At 45.3% G+C, this 21,188-nt stretch carries 15 protein-coding genes; 7 read left to right on the forward strand and 8 right to left on the reverse strand.

The window, feature by feature from the left end; genetic code table 11:
* Positions 1-21 precede the first annotated feature (21 nt).
* The 3 genes from mtgC to B3F51_RS07465 all read left to right on the forward strand — a co-directional run bounded on the left by mtgC (position 22) and on the right by B3F51_RS07465 (position 5,340).
* Positions 22-669 (forward strand): glycine betaine-specific corrinoid protein MtgC, encoded by a 648-nt coding sequence (gene mtgC, locus B3F51_RS07455; protein ID WP_228878302.1) that lies wholly within the window; start codon positions 22-24, stop codon positions 667-669.
* 103 nt (positions 670-772) lie between these two features.
* On the forward strand, positions 773-2,239 hold the full coding sequence (locus tag B3F51_RS07460) for a glycine betaine uptake BCCT transporter (protein ID WP_286946379.1): 1,467 nt from the start codon (positions 773-775) through the stop codon (positions 2,237-2,239).
* Positions 2,240-2,301: 62 nt separating this feature from the next.
* The gene (locus tag B3F51_RS07465; protein ID WP_286946381.1) at positions 2,302-5,340 is read left to right on the forward strand and encodes a methyl-accepting chemotaxis protein; all 3,039 of its coding nucleotides are present in this window, start codon (positions 2,302-2,304) and stop codon (positions 5,338-5,340) included.
* A gap of 166 nt (positions 5,341-5,506) precedes the next feature.
* On the opposite strand, the gene B3F51_RS07470 is transcribed toward B3F51_RS07465, so the two are convergent.
* The 6 genes from B3F51_RS07470 to B3F51_RS07495 form a co-directional block, all read right to left on the reverse strand.
* Positions 5,507-6,721 (reverse strand): SHOCT domain-containing protein, encoded by a 1,215-nt coding sequence (locus B3F51_RS07470; RefSeq protein ID WP_286946383.1) that lies wholly within the window; start codon positions 6,719-6,721, stop codon positions 5,507-5,509.
* A 312-nt stretch (positions 6,722-7,033) separates the two neighbouring features.
* Positions 7,034-8,626, reverse strand: coding sequence for an FMN-binding glutamate synthase family protein (locus B3F51_RS07475; RefSeq protein ID WP_148638369.1), 1,593 nt, complete (start codon positions 8,624-8,626; stop codon positions 7,034-7,036).
* A 295-nt stretch (positions 8,627-8,921) separates the two neighbouring features.
* Positions 8,922-9,611, reverse strand: coding sequence for a DUF4956 domain-containing protein (locus B3F51_RS07480; RefSeq protein ID WP_070370233.1), 690 nt, complete (start codon positions 9,609-9,611; stop codon positions 8,922-8,924).
* A 12-nt stretch (positions 9,612-9,623) separates the two neighbouring features.
* Complete coding sequence (locus B3F51_RS07485) at positions 9,624-10,403, reverse strand: polyphosphate polymerase domain-containing protein (protein WP_148638371.1); 780 nt, start codon at positions 10,401-10,403, stop codon at positions 9,624-9,626.
* Positions 10,404-10,750: 347 nt separating this feature from the next.
* Positions 10,751-12,160: a sensor histidine kinase gene (locus tag B3F51_RS07490; RefSeq protein ID WP_286946387.1), complete on the reverse strand. Its 1,410-nt coding sequence runs from the start codon at positions 12,158-12,160 to the stop codon at positions 10,751-10,753.
* A 139-nt stretch (positions 12,161-12,299) separates the two neighbouring features.
* Positions 12,300-12,971 carry a response regulator transcription factor gene (locus tag B3F51_RS07495; protein WP_286946389.1) on the reverse strand — a complete coding sequence of 224 codons (672 nt, stop codon included), beginning with the start codon at positions 12,969-12,971 and terminating at the stop codon, positions 12,300-12,302.
* Positions 12,972-13,182: 211 nt separating this feature from the next.
* Between B3F51_RS07495 and B3F51_RS07500 the strand changes: the two genes are divergently transcribed.
* Positions 13,183-13,536, forward strand: coding sequence for a rhodanese-like domain-containing protein (locus B3F51_RS07500; RefSeq protein WP_286946392.1), 354 nt, complete (start codon positions 13,183-13,185; stop codon positions 13,534-13,536).
* Between the two features lie 23 nt (positions 13,537-13,559).
* A complete protein-coding gene (locus B3F51_RS07505; protein WP_286946394.1) occupies positions 13,560-15,119 on the forward strand; it encodes an ASKHA domain-containing protein in 1,560 nt (519 codons plus the stop codon).
* A 65-nt stretch (positions 15,120-15,184) separates the two neighbouring features.
* On the opposite strand, the gene B3F51_RS07510 is transcribed toward B3F51_RS07505, so the two are convergent.
* Positions 15,185-16,558, reverse strand: coding sequence for a TrpB-like pyridoxal phosphate-dependent enzyme (locus B3F51_RS07510; protein ID WP_286946395.1), 1,374 nt, complete (start codon positions 16,556-16,558; stop codon positions 15,185-15,187).
* 477 nt (positions 16,559-17,035) lie between these two features.
* On the opposite strand from B3F51_RS07510, the gene B3F51_RS07515 reads away from it, so the two are divergent.
* Positions 17,036-18,157 carry a 3D domain-containing protein gene (locus tag B3F51_RS07515; RefSeq protein ID WP_286946397.1) on the forward strand — a complete coding sequence of 374 codons (1,122 nt, stop codon included), beginning with the start codon at positions 17,036-17,038 and terminating at the stop codon, positions 18,155-18,157.
* 89 nt (positions 18,158-18,246) lie between these two features.
* On the opposite strand, the gene B3F51_RS07520 is transcribed toward B3F51_RS07515, so the two are convergent.
* On the reverse strand, positions 18,247-19,854 hold the full coding sequence (locus B3F51_RS07520; RefSeq protein WP_286946399.1) for a hypothetical protein: 1,608 nt from the start codon (positions 19,852-19,854) through the stop codon (positions 18,247-18,249).
* A 522-nt stretch (positions 19,855-20,376) separates the two neighbouring features.
* On the opposite strand from B3F51_RS07520, the gene B3F51_RS07525 reads away from it, so the two are divergent.
* Positions 20,377-21,132: a tRNA1(Val) (adenine(37)-N6)-methyltransferase gene (locus B3F51_RS07525; RefSeq protein ID WP_286946400.1), complete on the forward strand. Its 756-nt coding sequence runs from the start codon at positions 20,377-20,379 to the stop codon at positions 21,130-21,132.
* Positions 21,133-21,188 lie beyond the last annotated feature (56 nt).

Below are 21,188 nucleotides of genomic sequence, written 5' to 3' on the forward strand. Positions count from 1 at the left end.
AAGGTAAAAAGGAGAAGAATAATGAGTACAATTTTTGATGAAATTAAAGATGCAATTGTGGATGGTGATGAAGATTTAGCGGTTGAGTTGGCTGAACGAGTCATCGCTGAAAAAGTAGACCCGGTACAGGCCGTTCAGCTGGGCTTTATCGGGGGGATTGAAGAAGTGGGTAAAGCCTGGACAAATGGCGAAGCGTTCCTACCAGATGTTATGATGGCGGCAGATGCCATGAAAGCCGGGATGGATGTTCTTGAAGAAGTGCTGGCTGCCGGTGAAGGCGAAGGCGGTTATGAAGACAAGGGTAAAATTGTACTGGGAACCGTTGAAGGGGACATTCATGACATCGGCAAGAATATTGTCGGAGCCCTGCTGACCTCGGCTGGCTTTAAAGTCTATGATATTGGGATCGATCAGAAAGCCGAAGATTTTGTGGCTAAAGCGGACGAAGTGGGAGCAAAAATTATCGCTGCCAGCGCCCTGCTGACCACCACCATGAAATCGCAAAAAACATTGGTTGAGTACCTCAATGATAATAATCTTCGTGACAAGTACAAAATTATTATCGGCGGTGGCCCGACCAGTGCTAAATGGGGCGAAGACATTGGCGCTGATGGCTGGGCCGAAACAGCTGATGAAGCGGTTGAACTGTGTAAACAATTATTAGCCTAGATTATTCTTAAAAACTATGATAAAATAATTTAACATTGCCGAAACAGGTGCCAGAATGATTTTAATTTTGGCACCTTTCTGGCATCAAAAGGAAGTGAACAAGATGGTATTCTACGTTTCAATTATACTCATTCTGTTGTTTCTCATTTTTGGCTTTTTATTCCCGGAGCAATTATTGGGCGCTACCAGTCAGTTGTTTGGAATAATCACCAATGATCTGGGTTGGTTTTACCTGGCAACGGTGCTGGGGATTCTGGCTTTTTCGCTTTTTCTGGCCTTTAGCCGCTTTGGAAAAATCCGTTTGGGGGATGACGATGCCCGTCCCGAGTATTCCAACTTTTCCTGGTTTGCCATGCTCTTTAGCGCTGGGATGGGGATTGGCCTGGTTTTCTGGGGCGTCGCCGAACCGGTTTTTCATTATGCCCAACCACCGATGGGGATCGAACCGTCTTCAAATCAGTCGGCGATGATGGCGTTTCGCTACGCTTTTTTGCATTGGGGACTTCATCCCTGGGCGATCTATGCGATTGTCGGACTGGCTCTGGCCTATGTCACCTTCCGAAAAAAAATGCCCTGCCTGATCAGTTCCACCCTCTACCCCCTCTTAGGAGAAAAAAGCAAGGGGCCGATTGGTCATGTAATCGATATCCTGGCGCTGATATTAACCGTAATCGGGGTGGCAACATCGCTGGGAATGGGTGCCCTGCAGGTTAACGGCGGTTTAAACACCTTATTTAATATCCCCAACAATATCACGACCCAGGTTGTTATTATTATTGTGATCACCATTATGTTTTTGATTTCAGCAACCACCGGCCTGGACAAGGGAATAAAAATACTCAGCAACACCAATATCATTATTGCCGTGTTGCTTTTGCTGTTTGTTTTTATCTTTGGCCCCACCGTGTTTATTCTTGATACTTTTTTTGTCAGTCTCAGCGGCTATCTGCAGAACCTGCTGCCCATGAGTCTGGCCTTATCACCCTTTGAAAAAGATCCCTGGATTGGTACCTGGACAATTTTTTATTGGGCCTGGTGGCTGTCCTGGGGCCCCTTTGTGGGAACCTTTATCGCCAGAATATCGAAGGGTCGGACAGTGAAAGAATTTGTTCTAGGCGTCATTATTCTACCAGCGATTTTTTGCTGTATCTGGTTTACGGTTTTTGGCGGAACGGCCTTGTATTTTGAAATTTTTGACGGAGTTGATATCGTCGCCAAAGTGACGAGTGATGTGACAATCGGCTTGTTTGCGACCCTGGCCCATTTGCCGCTGGGGAGCATAATCTCCGTTGTGGCAACAATTCTGATTATTACTTTTTTTGTGACCTCTGCCGACTCCGCCACCTTTGTCATCGGGATGTTTTCCCGAAATGGCGATTTAAACCCGGACACCCGCATTAAAATTATCTGGGGGACGCTGCTCTCCCTGATGGCGATCGTTCTGCTCTTTAGTGGTGGCCTGGTTGCCATGCGAAATACCTCAATCATTATGGCCCTGCCGTTTTTACTGATTATTATCATGATGTGTGTGGCCATCTACAAGGCATTTGCCAGCGAGAAAAACAATTAAATTGTGTCCCGAAACGATCAATGATCGGATGAAATAATCAAATAAGAAGAAGGTAATCGGAGATGGAAGAAAGAAGTAACCAGAAAAGAAAGTCGATTAAAGTAAAACTGCTGTTTGTGCCGCTGATCTGCGTGCTTATCGGGGTTTTGATGATTGGGGCAATTTCATCGTATTTGACCCGGGACAGCTTACTGGCGGAGATGCGGGAAAATGGTTTTTCGTCATCCCAGCGTTTTGTCAGTCGGATCGAGGATAATACCGAAGCTGTTAAAACCATGAATGAAATGCTGGAGGCGCAGATTCGCAGTGTCGGAAATATTATTTTTGCCAACCGTGATCGGGTCAACGACGAATACTTAACCCAGTTATCCCAGCAAACCGGGATTAATCCCATTTACCTCTATAATCCGGCAGGAACCATTTTTACGGCCGCCTATGGTGAATATCTGGGCTGGACTGTACCGGCAGATCATCCCATCCATGAGTTTATGGTCAGCGGGGCTCCGGAACTGATGGAAGAAATCCGGGCCGACAGCGAAACGGGAAACTTATTTAAGTATGGTTATGTGAGGAGCAATACCGGCGAATTTGTGCAGGCTGGGGTATCAGCCGATCGGGTGCTGGAACTGACCGAAAAATTCGGCTACCAGGCGTTGATTGATGAATTGGTAGCGGATGAAAACATTGTTTATGCCAGTTTTATTGATAAAGATTTAGTCGGGGTGGCAGACAGCAACAAAGACAATATAGGCAAAAGCTATCAGGATGATGAAGTTATAAAAACGGTCGCTCTTGATGGTGAAATGATTGCGCAGGAATTATTTAATGAAACGGAAAACGCCAATGTTTATAATGTGATATATCCGGTTGTCATCAATGGCGAACTCCAGGGGGCCTTGAACATCGGTTATTCCATGGCCAGTGTTCAAGCCGCCATCACCAAAAATATTCTGTTGATCGCCCTGGCGGGATTGTTTGTCTTTCTGGTCTTGGGATTTATTTTATACAAACTGTCGACATCCATCACAAAGCCGATTGCCAGTGTCAACCATATGATTAAAGAAATGGGTAAGGGGCATCTGGGGATTCGCCTGAATCTGGAATCCGAGGATGAAATTGGCGAAATGGCGATGGCCATGGATGAGTTTGCCGATGATCTTCAGAACGTTGTGATTGGCACCATGAACCAGATCTCAGCTGGGGATGTGTCGGCTGATCTGGAAGAAAAAGATGATCTGGATGAAATCACCCCAGCCCTGAAACAAACCATTAAGACGATTCGCGACTTGATCGTCGAGGCAACCCGATTGTCTCAGGCAGCCGTGGCGGGAAAACTGGAAACCAGAGGCAATGCTGAAGCATTTGCCGGGGGCTTTCGGGATATTGTAAAAGGGGTGAATGCCACCCTGGATGCGGTTGTGGGACCCTTAAACATTGCTGCTGAATATGTCAACCGTATTGGTCAGGGTGAAATTCCCGAAAAAATCAATAAAGCCTATCAGGGTGATTTTGATAAGCTGAAACAAAGCATCAACGCCTGCATTGAAGGACTGGGAGCACTTCAGGAGGGCAACCGGATCCTGGGATTGATGAGCCAGAATGATCTCAGTCAAAAAATTGAGAATCAATACCTGGGGATTTATGGTGAGATCGGAAATGGCATTAATGCCGTTCATGATCAGCTGGTTCGAATTGTTGCGATTGCCAACCATATTGAGGCCGGTGAACTCAGTGACTTACAGCAACTAAAAGCCATCGGTAAACGAAGTGATGAGGATACCCTGATACCGAGTCTGATTGGAATGATGGAGAACATTGTTCTACTGGTGGCTGAAACTCAAAAAATGGCGGTCACTGCCGTTAAGGGAGATCTGAGTTTTAGAGGGGATCAGACAAAATTTAATGGGGAGTACGAAAAAGTCATTGCTGGCTTTAACCAGACCCTGGATGCCGTGATTCATCCCATCAACGAGGCCTCCGAAACGCTCAAAGAATTGGCAGCCGGAAATCTCAATACTCAAATGAGCGGCGATTATCAGGGCGACCATGCCATCATTAAAGAAGCGATGAATCAGACCATTGCGAATCTGAAACGTTATGTCGATGAGATTGCCATTACGCTGGCAGAAATGAGCCGGGGAAATCTGGATCAGGAGATCACCTCCACCTATTCCGGGGATTTTCTGGTGATTAAGGAAGCCCTAAATGGCATCAGTGCCAGCTTGAGTAGCACCATGTCCGATATCGATGTGGCTGCTGCCCAAGTGGAGATTGGCGCCCGACAGATTTCTGATGGTGGTCAGGCGCTGGCCCAGGGAACCACCGAGCAGGCCAGCTCGATCGAGGAACTGACTGCTTCCATCGAAGAAGTGGCTGGTGAAACCAAACAAAACGCCAGCCGGGCTAATGAGGCCAACGAGCTGGCGGTGCGAGTTCGTAAAAATGCCGAGGTGGGGAATGGACAGATGAGCAAAATGATCTCGGCTATGGGTGACATTGATGAATCATCAAACAATATTTCAAAAATCATCAAGGTTATTGATGATATTGCCTTCCAGACCAATATCCTGGCCTTGAATGCGGCCGTCGAAGCGGCCCGGGCCGGACAACATGGCAAAGGCTTTGCGGTTGTTGCCGAAGAAGTCAGAACTCTGGCGGCCCGCAGTGCCGAAGCTGCCAAGGAAACCACCGGACTGATTGAAGGTTCGATGGAACGGGTCGAGGTTGGGACAAGGATTGCTGATGAAACGGCGGAAAGCCTGCGAGAAATATTAAATGAAATTGAGAAGGTAACCGGCCTGGTGGGCAATATTGCCCAGGCGTCCAATGATCAGGCCTCAGAAATTGCCCAGATCACTCAGGGGATTGAACAGGTTTCTCAGGTGGTGCAAACCAATTCGGCAACAGCAGAAGAAAGTGCTGCCGCCAGCGAAGAATTAACCGGTCAGGCCGAAATGCTTAAGGCCATGGTTGGAGCCTTTAAGCTTAAGGAACAGTCCCAGCGCCAAAAAGAAAACACCGCTCCGATTAATAACCGTGCTAAAGTAGAGTCGAATCAGCCCCAGATTATACTGGATGCGATGGAAATGGATAAGTACTAAGCGGTGAAAATCAACATTGGTCTGTAATTAGCCTGCAAACTGTTATTGGGAATGGTTGCTTGACGATGTTAACCGAAATAGTTTAAAAATCAAAAAAACCGAGAGCCGCACGTAAAAGTGCGGTTCTCGGTTTTTTAGGTGGCATCAAAATAAAGCGGAGACAAGCTTATAATTTAACCAACAATTCCTGCTTTTTCTGATTGAACTCTTCCTCGCTGATAATGCCTTTTTCTTTTAAACCGGCCAGTTTTTCGATCATCGCAATCGGGTCTTCGGCTGTCGGCTCGGTGGTTTCGGTTTGGCCTGGTTCAGTTGGGGCCTGCTCTGGGGTTGTTGCAGTGGCAGCGTCTGGCTTATGGGCCTGATAAATTTGGATGACCCGCTCGGCTTCCCGGGCATAAAGGATGCTGATGGTTTCGATGGCATCAATGGTTTTGATCTCGGTGTCATTGGGGTTCATGCCCAGGGTCAGTGACAAGTCCAGAAAAGAAACCGTACTGGGCTGGGTGGTCAGTGACACGATCTGGTCGTAGGGAAAACTTTTTTTAGAACTTGATTCCCGATCATAAAGAACAATTTTTTGGCTGGTGCAGGTGATGAACTTTTTGGCAACCAGGCTACCCAGTCCCCAGGCAAAATAGACCAGCTTTTCCTCCGGTTCCAGAAAACCCGCAACAATTTCCCGGGTCGTGGGATCGAGCTTGGCAGTGATGAAGGCATCAATCTGATTGTCATCAATCACAAAATCGTTACTGCCCAGGCGCTTTAAGTATTCTGTCAGGGTGAGGATGTCGATGGTTTTAATTTCTTCCACTGGAGTGGTGATCAAGGTGATGCCGTTAACCAGCAGGGTGCAGTGGGCATCGCCCTGATTGATGGTGATGCAAAAGAGTTTTTCTTGGGGGATTGAGCCCACCGCAAAAAAGGACGGGTTTTCAGGGAAAAGAATTTTAAAATAAAGGTTACTGGTGGTCAGTAGCAGGGTTTGTCCCTTGCCATCTTTGAATTGAAACAGGAACTTTTCCTGAATGTTATAACCGGGGAAGGTTTTGGTTACATTCTTCAGGGCTTTTTCTTCATCGGGGTGGAGATTGATTTTTGTTGACACCGGACTGTTTACAGGCATTAACAGTTTCTCGCTAAAATTTTTGGTAAAGCTGAGTAGCGCATCATCATCGGCATTGATCAGGGGCTGGGCCGAAGTATCAGTCGAACTAATAAGTTGTTCCACCAGGGTATCGGTATAGCTTTTAATCCGTTGGTCCATTTCTGCTCTTAACCGTTCCTGTTCTTCTTTCTTAAGGGCTAAATCGGCTTGAATTGAATCAATACTTTCCTTGGCCAGATCGGTAACATCTTTAAATAGATCTTTTAATCCCATGAGTGATCTCCTTGTATTAAATTATTTAGGCAATTGCGAAATAGAAATCATCGAACAATGGTTGCTTTGGGTGCGGTTTCCACAAACAATTTTGTAACGTGTAGGCGAACAGTTCAGAGAACTGTCCGCCGTACAGTGTAAAAATTGTTTCGTGCGAAACTGTGCGCAAAGCTCACGGCAGTTTCGTAATTGCCAATTAAATTATTGCTTTTATTTTACATAAGGATCAGGAAAATAGCAAATTAAAACAGCCGTCTGAATTTTTTTTAAGAAAAATTCAGACGGCTGATAAAATCATTCAGTTAATTATGCTTAGCCTCTTAAAATAGAAAGGGCTTCTTCCCGACCACAGTCCATCAGGTATGGAATTTTGGTGACCTTGGCACATTCTTCTGTTAAGGACATCAGTTCGTTGCGGGTGATGCTGTCGGTATTGAAGCATCGGGCCCCAGCCATTAACTGCTGTAAACCAACCCGGATTTTGTCAGAGTAGCTGTAGATCCCAATGGCGCCTAAGGGGATGTTTTTAATTTCTTTGGCACCGACGATTTCTTTGACAGCTTCGTAGCAGACAAAAATTTCTTCTGCTGTGGAACCGAATTCGCTGACTGTTTTGGGCAGGTTGTTTTCTTTCATCCATTGCTCGATGTTTTTACCAACCATTCCCGGAATCATCAGCGCCCGGCCCATACAAACGGCTTTGACATAAGGCGCACCAAGTGCTAATGCTTTGAAAACACCGTCTTCACTGCTGAATCCGCCAGCAAAAGCCAGATCAGGAACGCGCTCGCCCTGAGCTTCCAGAATTTGAGCAAACTCAACGGCGGCTGAATGCAGGTAAATAGAAGGCATCCCCCATTCTTCCATCATTCGCCATGGGCTCATTCCGGTTCCGCCAGGAGCACCGTCAATGGTTAACAAATCAATTTTAGCTTTTGAAGACCATTTGATTGCCATCGCCAGTTCTCTTAAACCGTAAGCGCCGGTTTTTAAAGTAATTCGTTTATAACCTAAGGCTCTTAAACGCTCAACTTCGGCCATAAAGCTTTCTTCGCTGATAAAGCCCAGCCGGCTGTGGCGTTCAAATTCGTGAATTGCACCGTCATTAAAGGCGGCCTGAATCACGGGATCCATTGGATCAGGAGTGACAATGTAACCACGTCGCTGCAGCTCCATCGCGCGTTCGATCGTATTAACCTTGATTTCACCGCCGATACATTTGGCACCCTGGCCCCATTTCAGCTCAATGGTTTCAATCTGGTGTTTGTTGATGATGTATTCTGCAACACCGAGACGGGTATCTTCGACGTTCATCTGGATCAGGATTTCACCCTTGCCATTGTGATATCGTTTGTAGGCTTCAATTCGGCGATCCATGTCGGGTGCTTCAATAACCATGTTGTTTTTATCAAGAACCAGACGTGGGTCAATCCCACAGACGTTTTCGCCACATACAATGGTTACGCCAGAAACGGCCGCACCCACAGCAAAATGATCCCAGTTTTTCCGGGCAATTTCAGTTGATCCCAAAGCACCGGTAAAGATTGGAACATTCATGGCCACTTTAGAGTCCCAACCATAGGCACATTCAGTGCTGACGTTGGGGAAGCGGGTATTGTCGGGTGTCCCCACTTCGCCGTTGGGTAAGCCTTTGGCACCCAGGGCATAACCCTGAATATTTAAATGAGAATAATCGACCGGATAATCCTTATCACCACCGGCGGTGACATCGCCGAAGGGACCTGGATAAATCAGCTCCCGGCCTCGGAAAGTGGCCTTGAAAACTTCGCAATTTCCGCGACAGCCGTCCACACAGCGTGAACAGAGTCCGGAGCATGGGACAACACTTTTAGATCGGTTGAAAGTACCTGTGGCATCATTGCCATTCGGTTGTTGAAGATTCATAAATTTTCCCCCTTGAAAATTAGTTTTATCTTTATCAGGCAGCAGGCATAACTTAACGGTTGTTCTCGCCATTGAAAACAACCCTATCCAGATGAACTGATAAAAAAACTTACTTTACCATTATAAATCAAACGGGAATAAAGTCAATAGAGTACATCTTATTACGAATGATAACGTGAACAATTGCGCTGATCTGCCAGTGACCTCTCAATGATTGGAATAAAAAACGAAAACGACGAGAAAATGATTTAAATATCGCTTTCTGTCGTTTTCGATTTGAATCAAATTTGAAGTATTAAATATAAACTTTTTCATCTATGATTTCGGTATTGAGGACAATGCTCAGGTTGCCATTACGGCAGCGTAATTTATCAATAAATTCTTTCTGATTGACATCGTCCTTCAGACAGATGCAATAGATGATTTCAAATAATGCTCCAAAATCGCTGGTTTTGACCCGTTGAATTTTATGACTGACAGTATAGTGTTTAAGAATGTCATCAAAACAATCCTGAAAGTCAATATCTTCAGGAATCGTGATTTTTAACTGCATGTTCTTGACCTTGGGTTTGCCATATTTGGTGATGTTTAGGATGACCATGACGGTACAGAGAATCACGGCAAAGATGGCGCCATAGAGGATATAGCCCATGCCACAGGCGAGGCCGACGGCCAGGGTAAAAAATACATAGGAAATATCAATAGGGTCGCCAGGGGCACTACGAAAGCGGATCAGGCTGAAGGCACCGGCCAGACTGAAGGCCCGGGCAACATTGTTGCCGACTAACAAAATGATAATGGCAATAATCATCGGTAGCATAATCAGGGTAACCACAAAACCAGGGGAATACCCGTCTTTGCCCCGGGTGCGGGTGTAGACAAAGCTGATAAACAAGCCCATGGCCAATGCTGCAAAAATAACGCTTAGAGCCGTTTGGATGGTCAGGGTTTCGGTCAGGGTAGTAGAAAAAAGTGATTCAATCATGTAAGTCTCCTTTTAGTTATTAACACAGGGTGTCAATTGATTGGTGGTATAAATGGGTAGCGGAATCAGCTTACCGATACTCTGTTTGCGATAATCCTTATAGGCTTTTCCGTATTTTGAAAAACTGCTGCTGTAAACATCAAGTTCGGTTAAAGCGTGAGTCAGCCAGAGGGGGATGGCTCCAAGGATCTTAATCTCCATCAAGTATTGATCGGCGGGGATGAGCAAATTGCCAAAATCACCTTTTTCCAGAGAGAGACAATGCTGGCGGCTTTTTAAGTTGTAGTCAAAGGTCACCCGGAGTTCGGGGTCGTTTTTTCCGACAAAGGCAATCCGTTCATAGCCGATGTAGGCTTTGGGGGTGACCGGATGATTTTTCAGGAAATACTCAATCTCCTCCAACACCAGTTGATTCATGGTGTTGATTTCCCGGGGGTATTGGAGCTTTGAAATAAAACGGGAAGCTTCGTTGAGACTGAGGGTAGCCCGCCGTTTATTAACAACCCCGCCGATTTTCTTTTTCAGCTCCAGAAAAACCTGATCTTCCGGGGAGTTGGGAATGGAATAACTTCTCAGACGGAGTTTTTCTTTGTAATAGGGCTTGGAAAGAGAGTGACGGATAATGTCGTAGTTATCGGTATCATAATAAATATTGTAAATGGAATAGCTGCCATTTTGGGATGTGTAGGCGTCGGGTTTCATCTGCGTCAGCAGAACTGGCATCAGCTGTTTGAGCTTAGTTTCATTCAATTGATATTTATTTTCATAGCGTTTAAATGTTTTGGTGATCATGGTATTACCTCCGTAACGTTTATAGTTATTTCTCTGCGTTATCGCTGCTTTTCTAAAGTATACGCCAGCAGTTTGTTAAGCGTTTGTTAACTTTGTGTTTTTTTTGTGAACGTTCTGAAAATAAAAAAGACACACCAAAGGTGCATCTTCCAGATTGTCAAAAGAGATAACCCAGTACCGACAATTGTTAGATCATGTTGTGACCTAGGGGTCAGACCCTACGCATCGGAGCGGACATGGCATCGCCTGTCCGATTCCGCAGCGAACAACAGATTAACAATTGGTCGGTACGGTAGTTATCGACAACATCAAAGACACACCAAAGGTGCATCTTTTTTGCTTGCGGGTTAAATTTTAAGGGTAAACCAGAAAACCGAGCCTTCATTGAGTTTGGAGGTGACGCCGTAATTACCATGGTGCATATCCAGAATCGATTTGACGATCGACAGGCCCAGACCGGTGCCAGTGACTGCCCGTTTGTGGGTTTTATCGACTTTGTAATAGCGATCCCAGATATAGGGGAGGTCTTCTTCGGCGATCCCTTCGCCGGTATCACACACTTCAATCTTAACCCAGTCGGTTAGATCATCAGCCGGATTTGGGAAGATGGATTGGGTAACGGTAATTTTTTTATCCTCGCCGGTATAGTTGATGGCATTGGTCAGCAGGTTATAAAATGCCTGGGAGATGCGGGTTTCATCGGCTACGAGATTGACCTCCTGGTCGGCGATAAATTCGATGGTATAGCCTTCCATTTCCATTAGTTTGTTCATCCGGTTTATCGAGTCGCCGAGGCTGGTAGTCAAGTTGTAAGGTGCAGGATGAATGTTTAAATTGCCAGTTTGCAGCTTGGAGATATCCATTACATCGTTAACCAGGGTGGTTAAGCGTTTGGTTTCATCGACGATAATTTGAGCATTTTCAGCATTGTTTTCATCCGGTAAATCGCGCATTGCTTCGGCATAGCCACTGATTAGGGTGAGCGGGGTGCGCAGATCGTGGGAGATATTGGCAATCAGCTCCTGACGCAGTAGCTCAACCTTGGAAAGTTCTCGGGCAGTGTAGTTAAGGGTATCCGAGAGCTCGGCAATTTCCTTATAGCCAGTGCCTTTGAACCGGGTGCTATAATCGCCGGTAGCCAGCATTTTGGCACTGTTATTGATGGCTTCGATGGGCCGGGAAATTAATCTGGCGATTACCAGAGCCAGGATTACTGAGAACAGAATCATGAAACCGGTAATATAATATAATTGTACCCGTAGTGTATTGACCGTCGCATTCACCGGAGAAATCATCGAGTTAAGCACTAGGGTTAATTCCTGATTGTTGTCATCAACGATGGTTTTAGAATAAATAAGCGTATCCTTATCCTTCTCTTTTTCCTCGGCTGGCGGTTTGGTCTGAACATCAGCGTTTTCAGAAAGCGCCGGATCCGAATCGGAAGCCGCTTCCGGTAGTGTTTCTTTATTATAACCATCGTGGTTGTAGTATTGAAACAATTCACCATTGTTGTCAGTCACTTGGGTATGCAGGACTTTTTCATCAAAGTCCGGTTTACTGTGGATAATACAGCCCTTGACAACATGAGAAGAATAGATTGTCTCTCCGGAAGAGGATAACACCTTGATGCAAATATCATTGTTTTCTGAAACCGTCGAAATGATGGTTTCTATATTTTCGTCATTAATGCTCTTTTCAATGGTGCTGGCAGTAGCCTTGATTTCATTGATTTTGATACCTTTGTAAAAACTATTCAAAAAAACAACCTGAAAAAACCACAGAAGCATCAGCAATACGCCGCAAAAGCCAAGCAGGAAGAGAAAGATTTTCCATTTGACGCTGATCTGAAAGGGGCTGTTTTTCTTCGGGGATGATGTCCTGGATGTTTTCAATGGTCTAACCTTCAAACCGGTAGCCCACGCCCCGGAGAGTGGTGATCAGGCTGGCATAGTCACCAAGGCTTTTGCGGAGTAATTTAATGTGGGTATCAAGGGTTCGGTCATCCCCGTAAAAATCATAACCCCATACCTCGGTGATGAGTTTTTCCCGGGTCAGGGCAATGTTTTTGTTGCGGATCATATAAAAAATCAGGTCAAATTCCTTGGGCGACATGTCAATATTTTCGTTATCAATGAGGATTCTTCGGGCAGTAAAGTCAGCAGTCAGGCCGTCCTTCACAAAGATGTCGTGTTCCTGGGACTGGTCTCGGCCGGCTCGTTTCATAATGGCATCAATCCGCATCATCAATTCTTTTGGCGAAAAGGGCTTTACCACATAATCATCAATGCCCAGCTCAAAACCGTGAATTTTATCGTATTCTTCGCCCCGGGCTGACAGCATCAGGACAGGAATATTCTGGTTTTTTCGAATTTCTTTGACAGCCGAAAAACCATCCAGTTCCGGCATCATAATATCCATAATAATAATATCAAAGCTTTCTTTACGGCACAGCTCCACCGCTTCCATACCGTTGGCGGCTTCTACGGCCGTATGGCCTTCGAAAATAGCATATTTTTTAATCAGTGCTCTGATTTTTTCTTCATCGTCGGTTATTAATATCTTATACATCCTCTTCACCTCTTTTGCTCATTATAATATAAACAGAATAATATTGCTAAGTGTTTATTACGTGAACAGGCGCTGATTAATGGCTGAAAAATTTTTTTAAATTTTATTTCTGTGACATTATCACAGAAATAAATGGGGAAAGAGGGTAAACTGATCATAACAAGAAGCGTTAAAATTTACACCAATAAATTATTCAAGGAAGGTAATTATTATGTTAAACTTATTATCAAGAAAATCAGAATCACGGAATTCAGTTAAGAAAATATCCCCGGATGAAGCGAAGCGACAATTGGAAACCAATCAAGCGATTGTGCTGCTTGATGTCAGAGAAGCAGCGGAATATGCCAATGCGCATATTCCCGGCAGCATTAATCTGCCCTTAAGTCAGGTTCAGCGGGTGGAAGAAATCATACCGGAAAAAAACACCACCGTCTTTGTTTATTGTTTAAGTGGTGGGAGATCCCAGGGGGCGGCCAGCCAGATGGTCAAAATGGGGTATCAGAACGTCTATAATCTGGGTGGCATCAATGGTTGGCGATATGAAACCGTCAGTGGAAGCCACTAAATAAAAACTTAAATGAGGTGGGCATGGGAGAACAAAAGATTAAGGCATTAACCAGGAAAGTATTTATTAAACTGTCGCCACCGGGAAATGGCGACATTATCGGTGACCAGGAACGGATTCTTAGCGCATTGACCCACGAATTTGGGACAGTGCGTTTTTCCCGTGGCTTGCTCAAAAAAGTATATCCGCTGTGTCGGGAGGCCAATTGGGAAATCACCCTGACCCTGGTAAATAACGGGATAAGCTGGGAGCTGATACAACTGGAAGCTGGTGATCAGTGTAAACGGCATTTTGGGTTAGCAGTTGATCTGGGCAGCACCTCGGTTGCTATGAAATTGGTTGATTTAAATACCGGCAAGGTGCTCGGTGAAGAGAGTATCTTAAACCATCAGATCCAGTATGGTGATGATATTCTCAGTCGGATCTTTTATGCCAAGAATAAACCCGATCATCTCATCGCCGTCCAGCAGGCAACTGTCAGCACCTTTAATGAACTGTTACAGCGACTGGAAATAACCACTGGGATCACGGCTCAGGAATCCTTTATCATGGTTGTTTCCGGCAATACCACAATGATTCACTTTTTGTTGGGCATTGATCCCTGGCCGATTTTTGAGTATCCCTTTGCACCGGTGTTTAACCATACCGGATATTTGGAGGCCCGGGAGCTGGGTATTAACGCCGGTGGCTATCTGTATTGTATGCCCTCAGTGGCAAACTATTTAGGTGGCGATACCGTCAGCGGCTTACTGGTGGCTGGCCTGCACGAAAAGGAAGAATTGGGTCTGTTTATTGATATTGGCACCAATGGCGAAATGGTGCTGGGAAATCGGCATTTTCTGGTTGCCGGAGCCGGGGCCGCCGGACCGGCATTGGAAGGCGGCATCAGCAAAAATGGCATGAAGGCCACCGCCGGTGCGGTGGATTCGGTTGTGATTGCCGAGAATGAGCTTGTTCTGACGACCATCGGCGGACACCGGCCGCTGGGCATCTGCGGATCAGGGATTGTTGATTTGATTGCCCAAATGCTGTTAAATGGCTGGATCGATTTTTCCGGCCGCTTTAATCCCGAAAAATCCCGGCGGATTGTCAGCCGTGATGGAGAATACGGGGTGCTCTACGCCAATCAGGATGAATCCGGAAATGGTCAAGAACTGCTGTTTACCCAACGGGATATGAGTCAGTTTATTGACACCAAGGCCGCCGCCAGCACGATGGTTGCTTATTTACTGGAACGACTGGGGGTGGCGCCGATGGATGTTGAACGATTGTATGTGTCGGGTGCTTTTGGAACCTATATCAATCTGGAATCGGCCATTACCATCGGTCTTTACCCGGATTTACCCCGGGAACGCTTTGTGTTTTTGGGGAACAGTTCCCTGGAGGGCGCTTATGCTCTGTTGATCAATGGGGAAAAAATGGATGCTATTGCGAGGCTCCAGGAACGGATCGAGTATCTGGAATTTGGTGCCGCCACCGACTTTATCTCCCGAATGTACGCCTCCCGTTTTTTACCGCATACTGATTTTGATCTCTATCCCACTGTTAAAGCGGCCCTGAGAAAACAGGGACGTTTGCGATAATTAAAAAACAGGCCACCCGGTAGTGGAAAGTTTCCATTGTCGGGCGGCCTTTATTTGGTTAAAAATTATTTTTGTTCAATCTCGGGCAGACTATCAAAGCCTTTTTGGAGATCTTCATCGGTGGGAACATAGTCGGTCATGTTACCGGCATTATAGTTCATGTAAGCGGTCATATCAAAGTAGCCGGTTCCCGTTAAACCAAAGACGATCGTTTTCTTTTCGCCAGTCGCTTTACAGGCCAGGGCTTCATCGATGGCTGCTTTAATGGCATGGGAGGATTCCGGGGCGGGCAAAATCCCCTCAACCCGGGCAAACTGGGTGGCCGCTTCAAAGACTTCATTCTGGGTATAGGCTTTAGCCCGGATATAGCCGTCGTGGTAAAGCTTGGAAATAATCGGGCTCATGCCATGGTAGCGCAGCCCGCCAGCATGATTGGGAGATGGCATGAAGCCGCTGCCCAGGGTGTACATCCGAATCAGCGGGGTGGTTTTCCCGGTGTCGCCAAAATCCAGGGCATAACGGCCCCGGGTTAATGAGGGGCAGGAAGCCGGTTCAACGGCAACAAAATCAATGTCATTTTTACCTTCAATTTTGTCAGCCATAAATGGCGCAATCAGTCCCAGTAAATTGGAACCGCCACCGGCACAGCCGATGATGATATCCGGTTTAATGTCATACTTGTCACAGGCAGCCTTGGTTTCGAGTCCGATAATTGATTGGTGCAGACCGACATGATTTAAGACACTGCCCAACACATACTTACAGTTGTCGGTGGTGACGGCGACCTCAATGGCTTCGCTGATGGCACAGCCCAGCGAGCCGTTGGTGTCCGGGGTTTCTGCCAAAATTTTTCGTCCGGCGTTCGTGGTATCAGAAGGCGAAGCAATAACCTTGGCCCCATAGGTTTCCATGACGGCCCGACGATGGGGTTTCTGTTCGGCGGAAACCTTAACCATATAGACGGACAGATCCAGATTAAAGTAGGCACAGGCCATCGAAAGCGCTGTCCCCCACTGGCCAGCACCGGTTTCAGTGGTTAAGGAGGTGAGTCCCTGCTTTTTGGCATAATAGGCCTGAGCGGCGGCGGAGTTTAACTTATGCGATCCGGAGGTATTGGTGCCCTCATATTTATAGTAGATTTCAGCTGGAGTATCCAATTTTTTTTCCAGACAATAAGCCCGAACCAGCGGTGAAGGCCGGTACATTTTGTAGAAATCACGGATTTCTTCGGGGATTTCAATGTAGGCATCAGTGGTATTGAGTTCTTGATCAACCAGTTCTTCACAGAATACTGGCAGTAGTTCGTCTTTGGTGCAGTATTCACCAGTACCGGGATTGACAAAAGGCTCCGGCAGTTCTTTCATTTTGGCCCGAAGATTGAACCAGTATTTGGGCATCTCATCTTCACTTAAATAAATCTTATAAGGTATCTTTTCCATGGTATTTTCCTTTCTTACTGTGATTAACTCATTACAGACAGGGGGTCTGTAAATACAAAAAACTCGTCCTCTACTAAACGTAAAGGACGAGTATAACGACTCGTGGTGCCACCTTTTTTCGCAGGATCAAACCTGCCTCTGCAGAATACCAACATATTCCTCAACACTGACGTAGTTGTCACGTCATGGAATACTCGGCCTAAGCCTTTGACCATGCCCTCAGCGGTCCATTTGAAGGATTGCGTTCTGCAAGGCTCTCAGCTTACCTCGCTCTCTGTAAGGGCATTTTCCAACGTTATCTCCGCATCAACGGTTTATATTTATTTAATTAGATATATTCTAAATGAAAAATTAAGAAAAGTCAATCAGTAAATTCTAATCTTGACAATTATTCGGAAATGAAGTACAATCGATTTGTAAAGAAATTGTAACGAAACGGAGTTTCAATCTGTCGATTGAAATGGATAGGGAGGTTTTATGATAGAAAAAGCGAATAAAAGCCCGCATAAAAGAAAAAAGTCGATCTTAAAAATCGGGATGGCCAGCGTGATCATCACCTGTGTGGTGGGAACGGCCAGTTCCTTTGTTTTTGCCAAGGAGATCAAGGTAACCGTTGATGACACGGAAAGAGTGCTCAGCGGCGGGATGTTCCAGAATGTTGGTGAAGTGCTGGAGGATAACGGCATTGAACTGGGGGATCAATATACCGTCAATGTGGATACCAACTCGGTGCTGTTTACTGTTGATACTGTCGAAGTGAAGAGTAAAGCCAGTGGTGAATTGTCGTTCGATGGGAAAACCATTATTTATCAGTCTGAAGCAAAAACTGTCGGTGATTTACTGGGAGAGTATCATATAGAACTGGGCGACCTGGATCGGGTGGTCCCGGGACAATCAACCGCATTGGAAGATGTAAAAGAGGTCAAGGTTATCCGGGTTCAGATAGACGAACTGCCAAGCCGACAGGTGATTACCTATACAACCCAGAACAAAGATAATCCAGAGATGGAAGTAGGTAAAACAAAGGTGGTTCAGGTTGGTGTTGATGGTGAATCGAGCCAGGTTGAGCGGGTTCTATACGAGAATGGGGTGGAAGTCAAACGGGAAGTGATTTATGATGAGATTGTCACAGCCCCAATTCCCGAAATTGTCGAAGTAGGAACAAAGGCAGCTGCGGCGACTCCCGCTCCGGTGGTGGAAACGCCAGCAGTGGTAGAAGCACCAGCAGCAGTGGAAACACCGGTGACGGAACCGCCTGTGACTCAGACACCAGTGGTTCAGCCGCCAGCGGCGACACCGTCAACTGCCACGAATACCATTCCTGAAGGGGCGGTAAAAATGATGATCCAGTGTACGGCTTATACAGCAACCGGAAATGCCACGGCATCAGGGGTGATGCCAACAGCCAATCACACCGTAGCAGCCTGGAGTGGTCTGCCTTTTGGAACCAAAATCTATATCCCAGCCATGGGCACTACCTATACAGTGGAAGACCGGGGTGGGGCAGTTACCGAAGGAATTGTTGATATTTATATGGATTCCTATGATGCCTGTATTCAGTTTGGTCGTCAGAATCTGGAAGCCTATATCGTTTATTAAATAAAAAGGGATATGTCATGGCATATCCTTTTTTTGTTTCATCATTTTGGGGAATTAAAAAAGCAGAAGCCGATCACACGGTTTCTGCTTTATTTTTTTAGATGTCTGAGAACCTGGGCACGGTAGTCAAAGGGATTTGCGATATCCCGGGTGTAGGGAATCGAAGCGATGTTGAGCGTCACTTCAGGTTCAATGCTTTCATAATCCAAAATCAGGGTATTAAAAGCATCGGTGATTTCCTGATTGATCAGCAATTGATTTTTGACCGATGTGTTTTCCATCAGAATGCTAAAAACACTGCCATCAAGGATATAAATCAGGTGCGTGCTGTAGCAATGGGTTTTGATGATTTTTAAGGTTTTATAGAGAATTTCATCCCAAAGTCTTGGGCCATTCATGGTTTTGAGTTCATCCAGATGGCGAATCGTGATCATTTCCAGAGTCAGGATGGTTTCGCCCCGGGAAGCCCGTTCCATGGCATATTTCAGATCCTTGTAATAAGCTTTTTCAATGGTCAGTCCGGGACTTTCTTCCAGATTATCATAGGAAGCAAGCTGCTGTTCGAGATTTTTTTTAAAACGGAACAATTCTCGTATCTTTCGGATTAACAAGGCACTGCTCAATAATACCATCGGGATTACAAGCAGCCAACCAACCTGATAGAATTCAAAAGGAATCTCCAGGTAGAAAACAGAAATTAGTGACAATACCACATAACTGCAAAGGAGTAGAATCATAAAAAAGATACTAGCCCCATACGGCATGGCGATGGTAAAGATCAGACAAGTGAACAAAATAAATACGACACAATAATCAATGAAAGTAAACTCGGAAGCGGTGAAAATCAGAAAAGTACCAAAAACCATTAATCCCATAAAGAAAAAAACAAGCGGCGGAACCATGTCGGTTAGGCTGGGCTTTTTGAGGGTGGATTGGTTTACTTTTTTTTCAGATTTAATCTTTTTTTCTTTGCTCGTTTTCGCTTGAGTCGTTTCAGTTTTCTTGGGAAGGGGTGGTGGTTTTTTATGAGCTGGCGTTTCGGTTGCTAAAACGGGTTGTTCCGGAGCGATTGGTTGGGTAAATTCCGGTTCGGGCGTCTGGGTAGGCATTTGGGCATCCAAAACAGATCCAGCAGGAGGTGATGCATGCTCAGTTTCCGAAAATCTGGCATTGAGAATGGCATCGACAGTATTTGGCTGCGGTAGCTCGGTTGTGGTTGGCACCACGGATGCCTTGGGGATCGCAGTTGTCCGTTCCGATTCGAAAGCGTATGGTGTGGTGCGACCCAGTATTTTTGACAGGGTGGGCAGTTCGTCATCATCCTCGATTTCCCCAATGGGTGTCGAAAAGCCACCCGTTGGTTTAGGGGGGGGTGATGGATTCGTAAGGTGATCACCATCAAAGGCCAGTCTGTTGGTACGAGTTTCAAAAGGACGGGAATTGAGCACGGCCTGATCGAGAGCGTCATCATCTGAAATATCCACCCCGGAAAGAAAATGTTCTCCGGGGTGGTAGGGATTCTGGATGGATGCTTCAAAAACATCGGAGCTGACTTCACGGGAAATGAAACCGTCATCAGTCAGCGAAGCAAGCTTCGCATCAATTCGTATTTCACATTCCTGAATGGTGGCATCCAGAAGCTGTTTTTTTTCGAGAATAATATCCAATTTGTTGGGTTGGATTTTGTCATTATTCATAAGTATCCATCGCTTTCGCTAATAATTTCAATGCAATATTTTTTGGTTATTGACTTTATCACCATAATCGTGGATGATAAAGGAGCTTTTAGAGGCGGGCGAATCATTACAATAAATTTGAAATAGTCCTCTACAACTACACATTATAGCAAAGATTTTACTTACATTAAAGAGAAAATCGAAAAAAGCCAGTAAATACAAAAAAATATTTTTTATCAACAGTGATTGACCTGTGTAATTCTCAAGCTGAAAGTTGAAAGCCGCTATTTATTGGGATTTTGATCAGGGGATGAGTTGTTTCAACTTTTAGCTGTGCATATGTGGATAAGTTATAGAAAAACAATCAACAAATGGATTATAAAATGATGGGTCAAAAAATCCCACAGTTTAGGGAGTTGCAGGGAAAAGGTGGAAAAATCGCAATAGTTATCCACAAACAGTGGATATAATCGATGGAATTGTGGATAAAGCTGTTAATTATCCCGCAAACACTGAAATGACGACGATTAGGAGGAGTTAATTGTGGATAACTTTTTAAAAAAAGGGGAGAGAGTCGAAGACTTAGGGTTAAATAATTTGAAAATAATCCAAAATCCTGAATTTTTTTGTTTTGGAATGGATGCGGTTTTGTTATCGTGGTTCGTTTCACGCCGAGTAAAAGGATCTCCTCATATCATCGATCTGGGATCTGGAACGGGGATTATTCCTTTGTTGCTTTATGGCAAAACCAGAGCGGCTTCGATCGCCGGACTGGAAATACAGGAACCGCTGGTAGAAATGGCCAGGCGGAGTATGGCTCTTAATGGTTTATCAGAGCAGATCCAGATTATCCAAGGTGATATTAAAGCGCCAGGTGATAAGATACTACCAAACACTTATGATGTCGTGGTGAGTAATCCGCCTTATATGCGGGCAAAGGATGGTCTCAAGAACAATTGCGAAACAAAAACAATTTCCCGACATGAAATTCTATGCAGCATCGAAGATATTCTCATTTTCAGTAAACGCATGTTAAAAGATCGGGGGCGTCTGTTTCTAGTTCACCGGCCGGAACGGTTAGGCGACATTATTTCATTGATGCGACTCTATAAAATCGAGGTCAAGCAGCTGCAATTTGTATATCCTTCAATAAAAAAAGAGGCGAATCTGGTTTTGATTGAGGGGCGAAAAAGTGGGAAGCCAGGGTTAAAAACCGATGCCCCCCTGATTGTTTATCAGCAAGATGGTGCATATACCCAGGAAATTTATGATATATATGGGATGAAAAAGCCGGAATAGTCAAACGATTTAATTTCGGTAGCGGTGGGAATAGACCAGTGCTCATGACTTTTGAC

The sequence above is a fragment of the Acetobacterium sp. UBA5834 genome (genome assembly GCF_002435675.1).
Classification (GTDB): Bacteria; Bacillota; Clostridia; order Eubacteriales; family Eubacteriaceae; genus Acetobacterium; species Acetobacterium wieringae.